The organism is Bacillus sp. FSL L8-0099 (genome assembly GCF_038006385.1).
GTDB lineage: Bacteria > Bacillota > Bacilli > Bacillales > Bacillaceae_G > Bacillus_A > Bacillus_A toyonensis.
On sequence record NZ_JBBOVC010000001.1, the window covers coordinates 2,334,799 to 2,349,904 of the forward strand.

Annotated in this window: 18 protein-coding genes; 11 read left to right on the plus strand and 7 right to left on the minus strand. The window is 31.8% G+C overall.

Annotated features, from left to right (window positions below):
* Positions 1–31 precede the first annotated feature (31 nt).
* Entirely contained in the window at positions 32–472 is a 441-nt protein-coding gene (locus tag MHH42_RS11920) for a MarR family winged helix-turn-helix transcriptional regulator (protein ID WP_016108371.1), read from the minus strand.
* Between the two features lie 534 nt (positions 473–1,006).
* Here MHH42_RS11920 and MHH42_RS11925 point away from each other — a divergent pair.
* Positions 1,007–1,414: a GNAT family N-acetyltransferase gene (locus tag MHH42_RS11925; RefSeq protein WP_001065229.1), complete on the plus strand. Its 408-nt coding sequence runs from the start codon at positions 1,007–1,009 to the stop codon at positions 1,412–1,414.
* Positions 1,415–1,480: 66 nt separating this feature from the next.
* Complete coding sequence (locus MHH42_RS11930) at positions 1,481–2,134, plus strand: MBL fold metallo-hydrolase (protein ID WP_016108372.1); 654 nt, start codon at positions 1,481–1,483, stop codon at positions 2,132–2,134.
* Between the two features lie 123 nt (positions 2,135–2,257).
* On the opposite strand, the gene MHH42_RS11935 is transcribed toward MHH42_RS11930, so the two are convergent.
* Entirely contained in the window at positions 2,258–2,881 is a 624-nt protein-coding gene (locus MHH42_RS11935; RefSeq protein ID WP_000436003.1) for a TetR/AcrR family transcriptional regulator, read from the minus strand.
* Positions 2,882–3,002: 121 nt separating this feature from the next.
* Here MHH42_RS11935 and MHH42_RS11940 point away from each other — a divergent pair, with 121 nt between their 5' ends.
* A complete protein-coding gene (locus MHH42_RS11940; protein WP_070173173.1) occupies positions 3,003–5,234 on the plus strand; it encodes an MMPL family transporter in 2,232 nt (743 codons plus the stop codon).
* A 47-nt stretch (positions 5,235–5,281) separates the two neighbouring features.
* Here MHH42_RS11940 and MHH42_RS11945 read toward each other — a convergent pair whose 3' ends face one another.
* Positions 5,282–5,464, minus strand: a complete 183-nt coding sequence (locus tag MHH42_RS11945) for a DUF4021 domain-containing protein (protein WP_016108374.1) — start codon at positions 5,462–5,464, stop codon at positions 5,282–5,284.
* Between the two features lie 303 nt (positions 5,465–5,767).
* Here MHH42_RS11945 and catA point away from each other — a divergent pair, with 303 nt between their 5' ends.
* The 3 genes from catA (at position 5,768) to MHH42_RS11960 (ending at position 8,242) form a co-directional block, all read left to right on the plus strand.
* Positions 5,768–6,415: a type A chloramphenicol O-acetyltransferase gene (gene catA / locus MHH42_RS11950; protein WP_000668560.1), complete on the plus strand. Its 648-nt coding sequence runs from the start codon at positions 5,768–5,770 to the stop codon at positions 6,413–6,415.
* Between the two features lie 221 nt (positions 6,416–6,636).
* Complete coding sequence (locus MHH42_RS11955; RefSeq protein ID WP_139138322.1) at positions 6,637–7,581, plus strand: GNAT family N-acetyltransferase; 945 nt, start codon at positions 6,637–6,639, stop codon at positions 7,579–7,581.
* A gap of 151 nt (positions 7,582–7,732) precedes the next feature.
* Positions 7,733–8,242 carry a GNAT family N-acetyltransferase gene (locus tag MHH42_RS11960; protein WP_016108376.1) on the plus strand — a complete coding sequence of 170 codons (510 nt, stop codon included), beginning with the start codon at positions 7,733–7,735 and terminating at the stop codon, positions 8,240–8,242.
* A gap of 42 nt (positions 8,243–8,284) precedes the next feature.
* On the opposite strand, the gene MHH42_RS11965 is transcribed toward MHH42_RS11960, so the two are convergent.
* Positions 8,285–9,172, minus strand: a complete 888-nt coding sequence (locus MHH42_RS11965; protein ID WP_016108377.1) for a DMT family transporter — start codon at positions 9,170–9,172, stop codon at positions 8,285–8,287.
* A gap of 171 nt (positions 9,173–9,343) precedes the next feature.
* Between MHH42_RS11965 and MHH42_RS11970 the strand changes: the two genes are divergently transcribed.
* From MHH42_RS11970 to MHH42_RS11985, 4 genes are all read left to right on the plus strand, one after another.
* Positions 9,344–9,904, plus strand: coding sequence for a helix-turn-helix domain-containing protein (locus MHH42_RS11970; protein WP_000582249.1), 561 nt, complete (start codon positions 9,344–9,346; stop codon positions 9,902–9,904).
* Positions 9,905–9,937: 33 nt separating this feature from the next.
* Positions 9,938–10,885 carry a hypothetical protein gene (locus MHH42_RS11975; protein ID WP_016108378.1) on the plus strand — a complete coding sequence of 316 codons (948 nt, stop codon included), beginning with the start codon at positions 9,938–9,940 and terminating at the stop codon, positions 10,883–10,885.
* Between the two features lie 169 nt (positions 10,886–11,054).
* On the plus strand, positions 11,055–11,204 hold the full coding sequence (locus MHH42_RS11980; RefSeq protein ID WP_000424361.1) for an aspartyl-phosphate phosphatase Spo0E family protein: 150 nt from the start codon (positions 11,055–11,057) through the stop codon (positions 11,202–11,204).
* Positions 11,205–11,413: 209 nt separating this feature from the next.
* Positions 11,414–12,814 (plus strand): protoporphyrinogen oxidase, encoded by a 1,401-nt coding sequence (locus tag MHH42_RS11985; protein ID WP_016108379.1) that lies wholly within the window; start codon positions 11,414–11,416, stop codon positions 12,812–12,814.
* Between the two features lie 60 nt (positions 12,815–12,874).
* Here the strand turns inward: MHH42_RS11985 and MHH42_RS11990 are convergent, their stop codons facing one another.
* Entirely contained in the window at positions 12,875–13,423 is a 549-nt protein-coding gene (locus MHH42_RS11990) for a hypothetical protein (RefSeq protein WP_000275259.1), read from the minus strand.
* A 338-nt stretch (positions 13,424–13,761) separates the two neighbouring features.
* On the opposite strand from MHH42_RS11990, the gene MHH42_RS11995 reads away from it, so the two are divergent.
* Positions 13,762–14,313, plus strand: coding sequence for a GNAT family N-acetyltransferase (locus tag MHH42_RS11995; RefSeq protein WP_000231763.1), 552 nt, complete (start codon positions 13,762–13,764; stop codon positions 14,311–14,313).
* 38 nt (positions 14,314–14,351) lie between these two features.
* Here MHH42_RS11995 and MHH42_RS12000 read toward each other — a convergent pair whose 3' ends face one another.
* Positions 14,352–14,537, minus strand: coding sequence for a cold-shock protein (locus tag MHH42_RS12000; protein ID WP_000286203.1), 186 nt, complete (start codon positions 14,535–14,537; stop codon positions 14,352–14,354).
* Positions 14,538–14,623: 86 nt separating this feature from the next.
* Positions 14,624–14,827, minus strand: coding sequence for a cold-shock protein CspD (cspD, locus tag MHH42_RS12005; protein ID WP_000176365.1), 204 nt, complete (start codon positions 14,825–14,827; stop codon positions 14,624–14,626).
* Between the last annotated feature and the right edge of the window lie 279 nt (positions 14,828–15,106).

Below are 15,106 nucleotides of genomic sequence, written 5' to 3' on the forward strand. Positions count from 1 at the left end.
AACATCCTCCGTTTAATCATAAACAATATATTTAGTCGTTATGTAACATTTTTGAGAGCATTGTATTTGTTTTATATAGTCCGTAAGTTAAATCCCGCCTATCTTCTTCAGATAACTTTTCGAGGTTTACTGTGAAATTTTTATAAATTTGTTTCCATCTCTCATAATGTACCTTTTCAGCCTTTTCTGTCAGAGAAATTAATACAGCTCTTTTGTCTACCGTATCTTGTTTTTTTACAATATAGCCGTTTAGTTTTAAATTACGTACAGTTACACTTAATTGTTGCTTAGGAATGTTTAAATAATTAGCAATCATCTTTGAATTTACAGGTACTTTTTGCTGGGCGAGATACTCCACTACGTGTTGTTCTAAATGTGTAAATTCAGAGGATTTTTCTGATAGTAATTTGAAAGTACCTGACATATTTAATAATAAATTCATGTATTCGTTTAATAATTCTTTATGGGACATTATTTTCGCTTCCTTTTTGGATTTAGTCATTATTTTATTACTAATTTAGCTATAAATCAAATGTTTAAACTTATTATAGTAAATTAACATTTACTAATTTGTTATTTTGAGATTATGTGGACTAAAGCAGAGGAGGAGGAGAATTGATTTTAGAAAAGGCGAATATGGCTAAAATTAAAATATTACTAAATATACGTAAGTAATGAATGCAATGTCTTTTTCAGTTATTATGTTGTAAATAATTTTATGATAAAATCTTTTACATAATGAAATAAAGGGGTAGTATTCTATGGGTTATTTCTCAAATGGTTTATTAGTTTTGTTTGTTCTTATCGTCTGTAGCTGTATGATTTTTGGTTGATAATATAATAATAGATTTTTATAAAAGAAGTTAACTGAGGTGAGGTTAACTTCTTTTTATTTTATGTTGAGTAGGAATTTTATTATTTTTATGGAAGTTTATTTAAATTAATTTCATATTAATAAGGGGAATTTTATAAAATACAAACAAACGAAGGAATAAGGAGTATTTACATGAATAATAGAATAAATTACACAATTAAACACCCAACAGATTTCAATGGATTATTAAGCTTATATGAATCTTTAGAATGGAATTCTCTTAATTTAACGCTGAATGAATTGGAACAAATGTGTAAACAAAGTTGGTATGTAATTTATGCTTTTGATGATAAAGAGTTAGTTGGGATGGGGCGTATTATATCAGATGGTGTAATAACAGGCGTTATTTGCGGTGTATGTGTATTGCCAAAATATCAGTCCATTGGCATTGGAAAAGAAATAGTGGAACGATTAATCCAGCACTGTGAACAAAACAAAGTTATTCCCCAACTTATGTGTGTGGAAAAATTGCAATCTTACTATGAATCTATAGGGTTTGAGGTATTCTCTGTTGGGATGACAAAACATCTTAAAAGATAGCGGCGCTTTATATTTTCAGTTTACTCGTACATATTTTCAAACTTCAGTATAAAGGAGAATTGCTGTATGGAGATTGCTAAAGGAGTAGAAATGTTACAACTTGAATTTCAAGGATTTATTATTCACCCAATTCTTTTATGGGATGATGAAATGGCAGTATTAATAGATACTGGCTTCCCTGGACAAATTGAAGATATACAAGTAGAGATGGAGAGAGTTGGCGTATCGTTTGATAAATTAAAAGCCGTGATTTTAACGCATCAGGATATAGATCATATAGGTAGTCTTCCAAAGTTGTTGCAGAATTACGGAAGTAATATTAAAGTTTATGCGCACGAGCTAGATAAGCCATATATTGAAGGAGATTTACCTTTATTGAAAGGTGGAAATGTGGAGAATCCACCAAAAGGAAAAGTGAGTGATACTGTGATTGATGGACAAGAACTTCCGTATTGCGGTGGCATACTAATTCTCCATACGCCAGGACACACGCCGGGTCATATTAGTTTATATTTGAAACAAAGTAAAACTCTTATCGCTGGGGATTCAATGTATAGTGTAAATGGAATGTTAGGAGGAATTCATGCTCCAACTACTTTGGATGTTCAGGAAGCACAACAGTCTTTGAAGAAGTATTTAAATCTAGATATTGAATCCGTAGTTTGTTACCATGGGGGATTAAGTAAAGGGAATATAAATGCACAAATTCAAAATTTGTAAATAAAAATTTTGAATTTGTGCTAAAGAATAATCTAATTGTAAGTATATAAATAAAACACGTAATTGATAAAAGAGCATGTTTGAGAAAAATTCAAATATGCCCTTTTATTAAAGGGAATTTATTTAATACGAATGACCTAACCCGTTCCAATAAAAAGAAACGATTTCTTGTGCTAACTCATCTATATTTGCAAGAATAGGATTGTGATTTTCATCCTTAAAATTCCCAATTGATAATAAAGATACGAAAGCATGGGCAGCAAATTTAGGATTGCCTTTACTTATTTCTCCAAGTTGCATCGCGTTATGAAGTGCTTTTTCCAACACTTCATACATGTTATCTTCGGCATTTTTTAATTCTTTCAACTGCTCTTCAGATAAAGAGTGTTTTGCATCTTTCATAAAGTTCTTCATGTCAATATCCATCGTTGCGTGTAAGTATACTGTAGCGAAGTCTAACAACCTTTCTTCCAAAGTTTTATTCGTGGAAAGTATTTGATCCATATTCTCTCTTATACGTATCATCATTTGAATCATAGTAGCGGTAAATAAATCAGCTTTTGTAGAATAGTAATAGTAGACGGTTGCTTTCGTAACACCGCATTCTTTCGCGACCTCATCCATGGAAACGACTTGATAATTTTGAGTAAGAAATAATCGAGTTGCAACTTCTAAAATTATTTCTTTTGTAGATTTTGTATTTTTATTTTGACGAGGTCTTCCGAGAGGACGTTGTTTTTGTTCCAAATACATTCGCTCCTGACATTTATTATTGAGATAATTATAACATAATTTTTAATCTTTCTTGATTAATTAACTGACCAGTATATATAATTAATATTGGAGGAAAAAAGGAAGGTGGGTTTTTATGAAAAAGCACCCGTTACATATGTTAGGGAGGATTGTAGCAGGGAAGAATACGCAATGGATAACTTTATCAGTTTGGATTCTTATTACATTAGTACTTTCATTTACGTTGCCACAAGTAAATAGTACGAAAGAACCAAATCCGAAAAATTTACCTGAAACAGCTATGTCACAGCAAGCGGAAGAACTTATGAAAAAAGAGTTTCCTAATAATGCAGGAAATCCGTTGTTAGTAGTATGGCATAGAGATGGTGGATTACAGTCAAAAGACTATAAACTCATACAGGACGTTTATAAAGAGTTAAAAGCTAGCCCTTTAAAAGAACAATCAACGTTACCACCATTTGATACAATTCCAGAGCAAGTATTATCAAAAAGTGCATCAAAAGATGGTACATCATTTGTCACACCGATATTCTTTAATAAATCAGCTGGTACGGATATATTAAAAGGAAATCTTGAAGATGTAAGAATACTAGTGAATAGTAAGGTGGATGTTGATCCATTTAAACAAAAAATAACGGACTCTGGTTTACATGTTCGATTATCTGGCCCTGTAGGTATTCAAACAGATGCTGTTAGTTTATTTAGTCAAGCTGATGTGAAATTATTAGTCGCTACTGTACTATTAGTATTGGTCTTATTAATTTTACTTTACCGTTCACCAATTTTAGCAATTTTACCTATACTTGTTGTTGGCTTTGCATACGGTATTATTAGTCCTACACTTGGTTTTTTAGCTGATCATGGGTGGATTAAAGTAGATGCCCAAGCGATATCAATCATGACCGTATTATTGTTTGGCGCGGGTACAGACTATTGTCTATTTTTAATTTCAAGATATAGAGAGTACTTGTTAGAAGAAGAAAGTAAATATAAAGCGCTGCAACTTGCGATTAAAGCATCTGGTGGGGCAATTATAATGAGTGCATTAACTGTCGTACTTGGATTAGGAACATTATTACTTGCTCATTACGGCGCCTTTCATCGATTTGCAGTACCATTCAGTGTTGCTGTATTCATAATGGGGGTTGCTGCTTTAACAATTCTTCCTGCATTTTTATTAATTTTCGGCAGAGCTGCATTCTTTCCGTTTATACCAAGAACAATTGCGATGAATGAGGAATTTGCAAGAAAGAAACAGAAAGTAATAAAAGTTAAAAAATCAAAAGGCTCTTTTAGTAATAAAATTGGAGATATTGTAGTACGAAGACCATGGACAATAATTATGCTAACTGTGTTTGTATTAGGTGGATTAGCTTCATTCGTACCACGTATTCAATACACATATGACCTTTTAGAATCGTTTCCGAAGGATATGCCTTCACGTGAAGGGTTTACGTTAATTAGTGATCATTTTTCAGCTGGGGAACTAGCGCCAGTAAAAGTTGTTGTTAATACGAAAGGAAAAGAGCTTCCAATTAAGCAAGAGATTGAGAAATTTTCTTTTGTAAATACAGTGAAAGAGCCAAAAGAGGGAAAAGAAAATAAACAAATACAAATGTATGAAATTTCTTTAGCGGAAAATCCGTACTCTATTGAAGCGCTAGATCAAATCCCTAAATTGAAAAATAGTGTAGAAAAAGTATTAAAAGATGCGGGGATTAATGATGTTGAAGATCAATTGTGGATTGGTGGAGAAACAGCGTCACTATATGACACAAAACAAATTACGGAACGTGATGAAGCAGTTATTATTCCAGTAATGATTAGTATTATAGCTTTACTATTACTTGTCTACTTACGATCAATTGTAGCGATGATTTATTTAATAGTAACAGTTGTTTTATCATTCTTCTCTGCATTAGGAGCAGGATGGATATTACTTCACTTTGGTATGGGAGCGCCGGCAATACAAGGGGCGATACCGCTATACGCATTCGTATTTTTAGTTGCTTTAGGTGAAGATTATAATATCTTTATGGTTTCAGAAATATGGAAGAACAGAAAGACTCAAAATCACTTGGATGCAGTAAAAAATGGTGTTATACAAACAGGAAGTGTCATTACATCCGCAGGTTTAATTTTAGCAGGAACTTTTGCGGTGTTAGGTACGTTACCAATTCAAGTTTTAGTTCAATTTGGTATTGTGACCGCAATTGGAGTTTTACTTGATACGTTTATCGTAAGACCGTTACTTGTACCGGCAATTACAGTTGTGTTAGGCCGATTTGCTTTTTGGCCAGGTAAACTTTCAAGAAAGAGTGAAGAAATACAAAAGGTGGATGCATAGTTAAAAAAGCCGAGGATATTTTCCTTGGCTTTTTTCAATGTAGTTCATTAATTTTTTGAAGTCAAATCATCAGCTGCAGCGTGATCAGCATCTTCAATTGTTGTTTCGGGCATTCCGTATAAGCCGTTCATTGCTTGTTCTTCGCTAGTTAGATTTGCAGTATTATTATTGTGAATAGATGTAGTGTTTTCGATAACATTTAATTTTTTATTTTCATTTTTATCATGCATGTTTGAATCCTCCAAACGTCATTTAATTTATCCCGCATTAACGGGCAGTAAGACCTCCACCTCAAAATTCGGCAAAAACAAAGAAGGTTAGGTGGGGGATCAACTGCCCCCCACTGATTAAAGTTTCACATTATTAATAGTATGTGAATGGATTGCAAGAAATATGTGAATGGATTTTTGTAAATGTTATATAATTAAATAAAAACGTGAGTATAAATGTAAACTATAAGGAGTGAACAAGTGTGGTGAAAACAAGGAAATTAGCCTTCTAAAATAAAAATGAAATTTTAGGAGGCTAATGAAATGAAGTTTCATGTAATTGACAGAGAAAATTGGAATAGAGAGCAGTATTTTGAACATTATTTAAAATTAAAGTGTTCGTTTAGTATGACAGCAAATGTTGATATTACGATGATGCTAGAGAAAATACATCAAAAGGAAATAAAATTTTATCCGACTTTTATTTATATAATTTCTAGAATGATAAATAAACATAAAGAATTTCGGACATGTTTTAATGATGAAGGAGTTTTAGGGTATTGGGAGGAAATGATACCTAGTTATACAATCTTTCATAAAGGTGATAAATCTTTTTCAAGTATATGGACGGATTATTCTAGTGATTTCCACATTTTCTATAAAAACTATGAAGAGGATATGAAATGTTTTGCTAATGTTCATGGTCTCTTCCCGAAAGAAAATATTCCGCCAAATGTTTATCCGATTTCTGGGATACCTTGGACTAGTTTTACAGGATTTAATTTAAATATTAATAATGATGGTGATTTTCTATTACCAATTATAACTTGCGGAAAATATTTCAATGATGGAAGCAAGGTAATGCTACCTTTTTCATTGCAAGTACATCATGCGGTTTGTGATGGATATCATGCGAGTCGTTTTATAGAGGATTTACAGGAACTAGTTAATACATGTAACGAGTGGCTTTAAGTAATATCAAATTTTTAATTATATAAAATTGAAAATGAATAGGCGTAAAATAAAAAGAAGAGAACATGTGTATATTACATGTTCTCTTCCTTTTATTCATTCATACTAAGTAACAGTGGAAAATATAGGTTGATTTGTAGTTTAATAGTAGAGAGAGTGATTGATTTTAATTTTCTTTATTTTATAACTATATAGATTACAAAAGTTATGAGATTGTAACGATGAAGGGGAACATAAAAATGACAATAATATCTATAGAAAAAGCTACAATTTTAGATGCTGAAAAGTTAACAGAAATAATGAAAAGAACATTTGACGAAGAAGCGAAGCGGTGGTTATGCGGCCAAGATGATGTAATTGATTATAACATTCAACCGCCAGGATATTCTTCAGTTGAAATGATGAAATATTCAATTGAAGAATTGGATTCTTACAAAGTGATAATGGATGAAAAAATAATCGGGGGAATTATAGTTACGATCTCTGGTAAATCGTACGGAAGAATCGATCGTATTTTTGTAGAGCCTTTTCTTCAAGGAAAAGGAATTGGATCAAGGATTATTAAGTTAATAGAAGAAAAATTTCCGAACATAAGGATTTGGGATCTTGAAACATCTAGTAGACAAGTTAATAATCATCATTTTTATAAAAAAATAGGCTATGAAATCATTTTTAAATCTGAAGATGAGTATTGCTATGTAAAAAGAAAAAATGTAGGTGCAGGTGAAGAGAACCTAATTAAAAATAAAGATATGAAAAATGGTCAATACGAAAACTGTAATTTAGTTCATACAGAATATTATCAAGTAAATTTAAAAAATAGTGCATTTGTTGGTAGTAATATAATGCATATGAATATGAGTAATTGTAATGTAAGTCAATCAAAGTTTAGGAATATAAACTTTAGAAGGTCTTCATATGCAGATTTAAATCTTTCTAGTAGTACATTTAATTTGGTGACATTAGGTGGAGTGCAATTCAAAAATACAAGTCTTGGAGATGAGAAGGAACCTCTTTCATTTGAAAACTGTGATTTGGAAGGTAGTACAATGCATAATAGTAACCTGAAAAATATTGAAATAGTAAATTGTGATGTAACTGGTATGAAAATAAATGGTATTCCAATAGAGAATTTGCTTGAGCTATATAATAAGGTGAAAATTTAAAGTATAGGGTTATTAGGGTAAGGTGTTTGGAAACTAAGTGTTATACCAAAATAATTATGTAGAAATAACATAAAGAAATACAGGTGGGGAATGATTTAATATAGGTTTCTAGAATGATAATATATTGTTATTTATATGGAGGGGGAGGAATATGGAAATCAACATACGAGCAGTAGAAATACAAGATGCTAGAGCAATTCATCGTATATGTATACAGGATGAGATTTTACCTTATATGGTTTTCTTACCTAGCATGCGTGTAGACGCTATGGAAAATAGAATTCGAAACTTAGCACCAAATCAATTTGAATTTGTTGCAGAGTATGACGGGGAAGTAGTAGGTTTTATTGGCTTAACACAAAGTCCAGGACGAAGATCTCATTCAGGCGATTTATTTATTGGGGTAGACAGTGAATATCATAATAAAGGTATTGGCAAAGCACTTCTTACAAAAATGCTTGATTTAGCTGATAATTGGTTAATGTTAGAGAGAGTAGAACTTGGTGTATTAGAAACAAATCCGAAAGCAAAAGATCTATATGAAAAATTTGGGTTTGTAGTAGAAGGGGTAAAGGTAGGGAATTTAAAGGCTCACGGAAAGTTTATAAATGAAATTATGATGAGTCGTTTTAGACCTGATGGTTTAATTGTACATAATTAATATGTAAAAGCATGACAAATCAATGTCATGCTTTTTTAATTGTCATGTGTGATTCGCTAGTTTCGGTTGTAATAAAAATAATGTTAATCCAATGAAAATAATTGAAATTCCTAGTGCTTGTTGTAAAGTAATGGTTTCACTCAAAATAAAGTATGCTAGAACACAAGTACCAATTGTTTCACCTAAAATACTCATTGAAATAACAGTAGCGCTCATCCATTTTAATAACCAATTGAATATCGTTTGTCCTAAAATCGTTGCAATGAAAGCTAGTCCAATAAAGGACAACCAAGTTTGTGTAGCGTAATGAATGAAAGATTGTTGCTGCATATAAGCAAATATACCGAGAAAGCATGCGCTACTTCCATAACTAATTACCGAATATGGTATAAGAGATAAATCTTTACGAATGTGTTGACTAATGAAAAAGTAAGCTGTAATAATGCCGGCCGCCATAAATGCTAAAATATCTCCGTATAAAGCGTCGCCACTAATTTGGAAATCTTGCCAACCGATGACGATACTTCCTGAAATGGCAATGAGGCAACCGATAACCGCTCCTTTCGTAAATCTCTCTTTAAATAAAAAGTAACCACCAATCATTGAAAATAAAGGTTGGAACGTTACGATAACTGTAGAACTTGCTACGGAAGTATATTGTAAGGATTCAAACCATAGTACATAATGTGCAGCTAAAAATAGCCCGGATAGAAATCCGAATCCCCATTGTTTTTTTGCTAATGTTTTTAGTTCGTTTCGATTCCTTTTATTAAATAGTAATAACGGTAACAGAATTACTGTAGCAAATAATAATCGATAAAAAGCAATAATTGCCGCAGGAGCATCTGCCAATTTCACAAAAATTGCTGAAGTTGATAAGGCGAATACACCGAAAAATAAGATGAAATATGAAAAAATAGATGATTTCAAAGTCTGTCCCTCCGATAGAATGTTTATTATAATATACTTAATGCGATATAATACACAAAGGTAAGTATATAAGTCTCGGAGACGATAGAAAAGGATTATTTGCCCTTGTTTAGTAAGTCAGCACAAAGGGAATGAAACATACATTATGATGGACGAAAGGGAGTAGTTATTTTGATTCACTATCGACTTGGACAAACTGTTTTAAGTTATCGTAAGAAAAATAATATGACAATTCGTGAGTTTGCTGAGTATGCAGGGATCAGCACGTCACTGATTAGCCAAATTGAAAGAGGACATGCTAATCCTTCTTTAAATGTATTGGAATTAATTGCGAAAGCATTAAATGTGCCGCTATTTACACTTTTTATTAATGATATTGATACAGACTCACTCATTTCTAAGAAAAAAGATCGAAAAAAAGTATATCGGGAAAATAATGATCACATTGTATATGATGTATTAACACCTGATTTTATGAAAGCACGTATTGAAATGTTAATGATGGATTTAAATAAAAAAGCAAACACAACGGAAAGTCACTATTCACATGAAGATAAGGAAGAGATTGCGGTTGTCATGAAAGGGGAAGTTTATGTGGAATTAGAAGGAAAAGAATATTTTTTAGAAGAAGGTGATGTTGTACGTATCCCACCAAACGTGAAGCATCGATTTTTGAATAAAAGTGATGAATCGAATCACATTTTATTTGTATTAACGCCATCTTTAGGATGAATATAAAGTGAGTTTTATTATGGGGGATAGAAAATGGAAAATAAAAGTGTGTTAAAAGGCGGCCTTTCAATTATTTCTCAATGCAAAAAACAAACAAAGGATATTTGGCATGCACATTACGGGGCAGCTGCAATTGCTAGTTATTTTTTCATGAAGGATAATAATATTGAAGAAGAGATAGCTCGTAATATGCATTCTCATACAAAAATGATGCTGAACAAGAAAAACTTAGATGAAATCATCGATAGTAAAGAAGAAATTGATTTTCAAAGTGCTGAAAAAAAGATAATAAAATCATTGGAATATACAATTGATGAACTTCATTGGGTCGGGCATAACGTCATTTATGCGGCATTAAGTTTATTAGCTATGAAAGAGCTACAAAAATGGGGAAATAATCAAGCGATAGAAGGGATAACTGATCTTATATTATCATTTCAAAAAACAATTCCTGGTAGATCGTGGATTGGTTTTACGACGAAAGAAGTTAAACAATTAAGTATATATGACGAGATACAAAGTGAATTAAGAAATCCAAAACAATTATCTAAGTTTATTTTAAATGAACTATCGGAGTTTAAGGTTATTTATAGAGCAGAATCACATCATGATTTAATTGGCCATATGCTTACTTTTTCCCACGCAATTAATATAATGTATGATTTAGGACATAAAGATGTATTTCAACGAGGGATACGTCCGCTTTTAAAACTAGTATACGTACTGCGTGCTAGTAAAAAACTTATGCTGAATACTGAAATAAATCTACATTCTCCTATAGATCATTTGCCTTTAATTGAATCTAAACGTGCTCACGTATTACCAACTGAAAATCAATTTTGGCTAAAGGACTATAGTGAATTTGATTGGGATTTTGGACATGTTTTCAAATTCTCTAATAGTTATTTTGATCATATAAAGAGAGCTCCGGAATATAAAGGTATAACCTTAGAACAATTCCGGTATGTTATTCATTCGTAATGAATTTTAATAATCTGTAAAAAGGGAGGATATAAGTTTCTTTTTTTGTTAGTAGTATATTGTTTTTTCAAATATGTAAGATTTTACATACGTATTTTACTTTTACTAATTATGTAAGTAGGCTATACTAAATAACATACATTTTATGTTTGGAGAGAAGTAAATCGACATGGAACTAGTAAAATTGGAAAAGGTAATTGAAATAAAAAAAGAAGAACTTTTATATTTAGTATCGGATTATGGAATTCAACATGAAAAAGTACTGGCATTAAGTCAAGAAATAGACAAACTGATCAATTACTTTATGTTTTTAAAATAGAGAGAACTATGACGTGATTTGTAAATGTTATAGTTCTTTTTTATATATTCATTTACAATGATGGTTATGTACGGATTAAATGTATATAAATGTATTCGTATATAGTGTCAAATTTTTTACAGAATGCGCAAGCCGCTAGTCGAATGTAAGGAGTATTGGGTATAATAATAAAAGAATGATTAATTGTATCGGTTAGGAGCGCAGCACATATGAAAACAGTTGTTGTTATCGGTGGAGGTATAACGGGACTTTCTACTATGTTTTATTTAGAAAAATTAAAAAAGGATTATAATATCGATTTACATTTAATCCTTGTCGAGAAAGAAGAGTCTTTAGGTGGTAAAATCCATAGTGTTGAAGAACAGGATTTTATTATGGAATCAGGAGCGGATTCTATCGTTGCTCGCAATGAACATGTTATGCCGCTTGTAAAAGATTTAAACTTAGAAGAAGAAATGGTATATAACGAAACGGGTATTTCATACATATATTCTGATAATATTTTACACCCAATTCCTTCTGACAGTATATTTGGTATTCCGATGAGTGTCGAGTCGTTGTTTAGCAGTACGCTAGTCTCAACGAAAGGGAAAATTGTTGCTTTAAAAGATTTTATAACGAAAAATAAGGAGTTTACGAAAGATACATCACTTGCTCTATTTTTAGAAAGCTTTTTAGGAAAAGAGTTAGTGGAAAGACAAATTGCGCCGGTACTTTCAGGCGTGTATTCTGGTAAATTGAATGAGCTTACAATGGCATCAACATTACCGTATTTACTTGATTATAAAAATAAATATGGAAGTATTATGAAAGGATTTGAAGAGAATAAAAAGCAATTTCAATCAGCAGGAAATAAAAAGTTTGTATCATTTAAAGGTGGACTATCTACGATAATTAATCGCTTAGAAGACAAGTTAACTGAAACTGTCATAAAAAAAGGTGCTGTAACGACGGCTGTAAGTAAACGAGGAGATCAATATGAGATTTCTATTGCAAATCAGGAATCAATCCAAGCTGATTATGTTGTTTTAGCAGCTCCGCATGATATAGCACAAACTTTATTACAATCTAATGAGTTAAACGAGCATTTTAATAAATTTAAAAATTCATCACTTATTAGTATTTATTTAGGTTTTGACATTCCAGATGAACAACTACCGGCGGACGGTACAGGGTTTATCGTAACAGAAAACAGTGATTTACATTGTGATGCTTGTACATGGACAAGCCGGAAGTGGAAACATACATCGGGTACACAAAAGCTTTTAGTAAGAATGTTTTATAAGAGTACCAATCCGATATATGAAACGATCAAAAATTATAGTGAAGAAGAATTAGTACGAGTCGCTTTATATGATATTGAAAAGAGTCTTGGAATTAAAGGTGAACCAGAGGTAGTTGAAGTTACAAATTGGAAAGATTTAATGCCGAAATATCATTTAGAACATAATCAAGCGGTTCAAGCATTAAATGAAAAATTGACTGCTCTATATCCTAATGTATATTTAGCTGGCGCTTCATATTACGGTGTTGGAATTGGTGCATGTATTGGAAACGGGAAGAATACGGCCAAAGAAATAATGACTACATTAAGTGAAGAGTTAAAATAATAATATAGAATACATATGTAAAAACTGTCCATTCAGTCTACTGGAGGGACAGTTTTTTATTTATTTCACTTGAATGGAAACTTTTTTAGTTCTTCCATTATTCTCTTTTATTGTTAATGTAATATTTCCAGACTCTTTAAATGAGTATGGTGAGAGTTGATAAATTTCTTTTATGTTGTGTTTTTCTTTTAGTTTATTTGTGGATATTGATACTATACTTGCTCTCCAAAATTCTTGTTTGCCTGAAGGATAATCTATGAATATTTCTGGATTTTTAAACTGTAATGTTTCCCAAGAGGCGAAATACAGTTCAACTTCTACATCTTTTTTCGGTAAGTTCGCTGAGAAATAACCGAACTCGCCCACATTACCGAAAACGGTGTAGTTTTGGTTATGTAATTTAATATCTAAATAACTAGGTTGATATGTTGCTGCGTGATAGATTCCATATGAAAGAGAGAGTGTGGCAGCGATTAATATACCAATTGAAAATGTCTTAAAGCTATTTCCTTTAAAGTTAGTCATCATGGATGAGTTTGGTGTGAATTTTTTTGCGAATAAAAAAATAAGCAAAATGAGTAAGAGGGCTAAGCTGATGAATATATACATAGAATTTTTACACCTCCATAATAGAATGGAATATTTTCTATATTTTAACATCAATGTATGAATTAGTCTGTTGTTTTAGAATGGAAATTATTCTTATAATGAGCGAACGGATGTATCTGGAGGGATATTGGTATTATGTAAAGCGAAATAAGCAAAATATAAATTACATTATATGACCAAGGCGGTAATCAACAAGTAAGAAGGTATACTCTTACTTGTTATAGAATAAAAAGGAAAAGAGTCATTAGAAATATTTGATTAGTGGGACATTGAGGACTTGCCTAATTATGAATATTTTTTCTGCTATAATAAATTAGTAGAGAGAAAGGAGTGATCCTGTGGTATTTCCTATATTAGAAACAGAGCGCTTGCGTTTAGTTGAAATAGAACAATCTTATTGTCAAAAAATATATGAAATCTTTTCATTGGATGAAGTTACATGTTATTACGGTATGAATTCTTTTACGGAATTTGGCCAAGCTTCACGTATGATTGAATCTTTTTCGAAAAATTACTTTGAGAAAAAGGCAATACGATGGGGGATTGTGTTAAAAGAAACAAACACTTTAATTGGGACAATTGGGTTGAATAATTTACAATTATGGAGTAAACGATCTGAAATAGGGTATGATTTGCATCCGCGTTATTGGGGGCAGGGATATGCTTCGGAAGCAGCCGGGGAAATCATTCATTATGGATTTCAAGATTTAGGTTTATATAGAATTGGAGCTATTACATATCCTGAAAACGTTACTTCTTGTAAAATGCTATCTAAAATAGGTTTTCAAAAGGAAGGTTTGTTACGCGGCTATATTCATCAAGGAAATAAACAACACGATGCATTGTTATATTCTATAGTGCGAACAGATGTAGAGGAATTAAATATTTAATAAAAAACCCCTCTTATTAAAAGAGGGGTTAAGTAAAATTAACCTAACTTAGGTAATAAACGTTCTCCGCTTTTCATGCTACTTTTACATAAAGGGCATTTAGGTTCTTCTTCAAATGAAAAGTTCTTTCTCATCCATCCTAAACAATCCTCTGATTCACATTCCCAAACAGGTGTTTGTTCTGGTGGTACTTCTGCTACATCGTTCTTTCGATTGCGATACATGTAACCACTCCTTTTATGTAAAAAATTTTAGTTATATATTAAAAAGGTTGTTAACCGAGCTGGTAACAACCTTTTTATTGTTTGAATTATAGCTTTACAACGTTTTTAGCTTGAGGTCCACGGTTACCGTCTTCAACTTCGAAGCTAACTTCTTGACCTTCGTCAAGAGACTTGAAGCCGTCGCCAGTGATAGCTGAGAAGTGAACGAATACGTCGTTACCGTCTGCAACTTCGATGAAACCGAAACCTTTTTCGCTGTTAAACCATTTTACTTTACCTGTTAATGTCATGGTAATGCCTCCTAAAATTTAAAAAGATTACAATATGATCGGCCTTATTTGAATGAAAATAAAAGTTCACATATTATCAAAAACCCATAAGGAGTACGAAATGGTCCTGATTGATACTTGATAATATGCAAAGAAAATATATTGTTAAATTGACCTTAATTACTATCTTACAACAAATGGTGTGAAATAGCAAGTGCTGGTAATACCAGTGAGTAATTTGGGCGATAATGGTAAAACGCACAAAGACATCTCTTTTATTTATATATTATTCCTAATCTG

Bases quoted from the DNA above. Each gene is read 5' to 3' on its own strand.
- MHH42_RS11920 (WP_016108371.1), bottom strand. From the start codon at position 472: ATGTCCCATAAAGAATTATTAAACGAATACATGAATTTATTATTAAAT.
- MHH42_RS11925 (WP_001065229.1), top strand. From the start codon at position 1,007: ATGAATAATAGAATAAATTACACAATTAAACACCCAACAGATTTCAAT.
- MHH42_RS11930 (WP_016108372.1), top strand. From the start codon at position 1,481: ATGGAGATTGCTAAAGGAGTAGAAATGTTACAACTTGAATTTCAAGGA.
- MHH42_RS11940 (WP_070173173.1), top strand. From the start codon at position 3,003: ATGAAAAAGCACCCGTTACATATGTTAGGGAGGATTGTAGCAGGGAAG.
- MHH42_RS11945 (WP_016108374.1), bottom strand. From the start codon at position 5,464: ATGCATGATAAAAATGAAAATAAAAAATTAAATGTTATCGAAAACACT.
- catA (WP_000668560.1), top strand. From the start codon at position 5,768: ATGAAGTTTCATGTAATTGACAGAGAAAATTGGAATAGAGAGCAGTAT.
- MHH42_RS11955 (WP_139138322.1), top strand. From the start codon at position 6,637: ATGAAGGGGAACATAAAAATGACAATAATATCTATAGAAAAAGCTACA.
- MHH42_RS11960 (WP_016108376.1), top strand. From the start codon at position 7,733: ATGGAAATCAACATACGAGCAGTAGAAATACAAGATGCTAGAGCAATT.
- MHH42_RS11975 (WP_016108378.1), top strand. From the start codon at position 9,938: ATGGAAAATAAAAGTGTGTTAAAAGGCGGCCTTTCAATTATTTCTCAA.
- MHH42_RS11980 (WP_000424361.1), top strand. From the start codon at position 11,055: ATGGAACTAGTAAAATTGGAAAAGGTAATTGAAATAAAAAAAGAAGAA.
- MHH42_RS11985 (WP_016108379.1), top strand. From the start codon at position 11,414: ATGAAAACAGTTGTTGTTATCGGTGGAGGTATAACGGGACTTTCTACT.
- MHH42_RS11990 (WP_000275259.1), bottom strand. From the start codon at position 13,423: ATGTATATATTCATCAGCTTAGCCCTCTTACTCATTTTGCTTATTTTT.
- MHH42_RS12000 (WP_000286203.1), bottom strand. From the start codon at position 14,537: ATGTATCGCAATCGAAAGAACGATGTAGCAGAAGTACCACCAGAACAA.
- cspD (WP_000176365.1), bottom strand. From the start codon at position 14,827: ATGACATTAACAGGTAAAGTAAAATGGTTTAACAGCGAAAAAGGTTTC.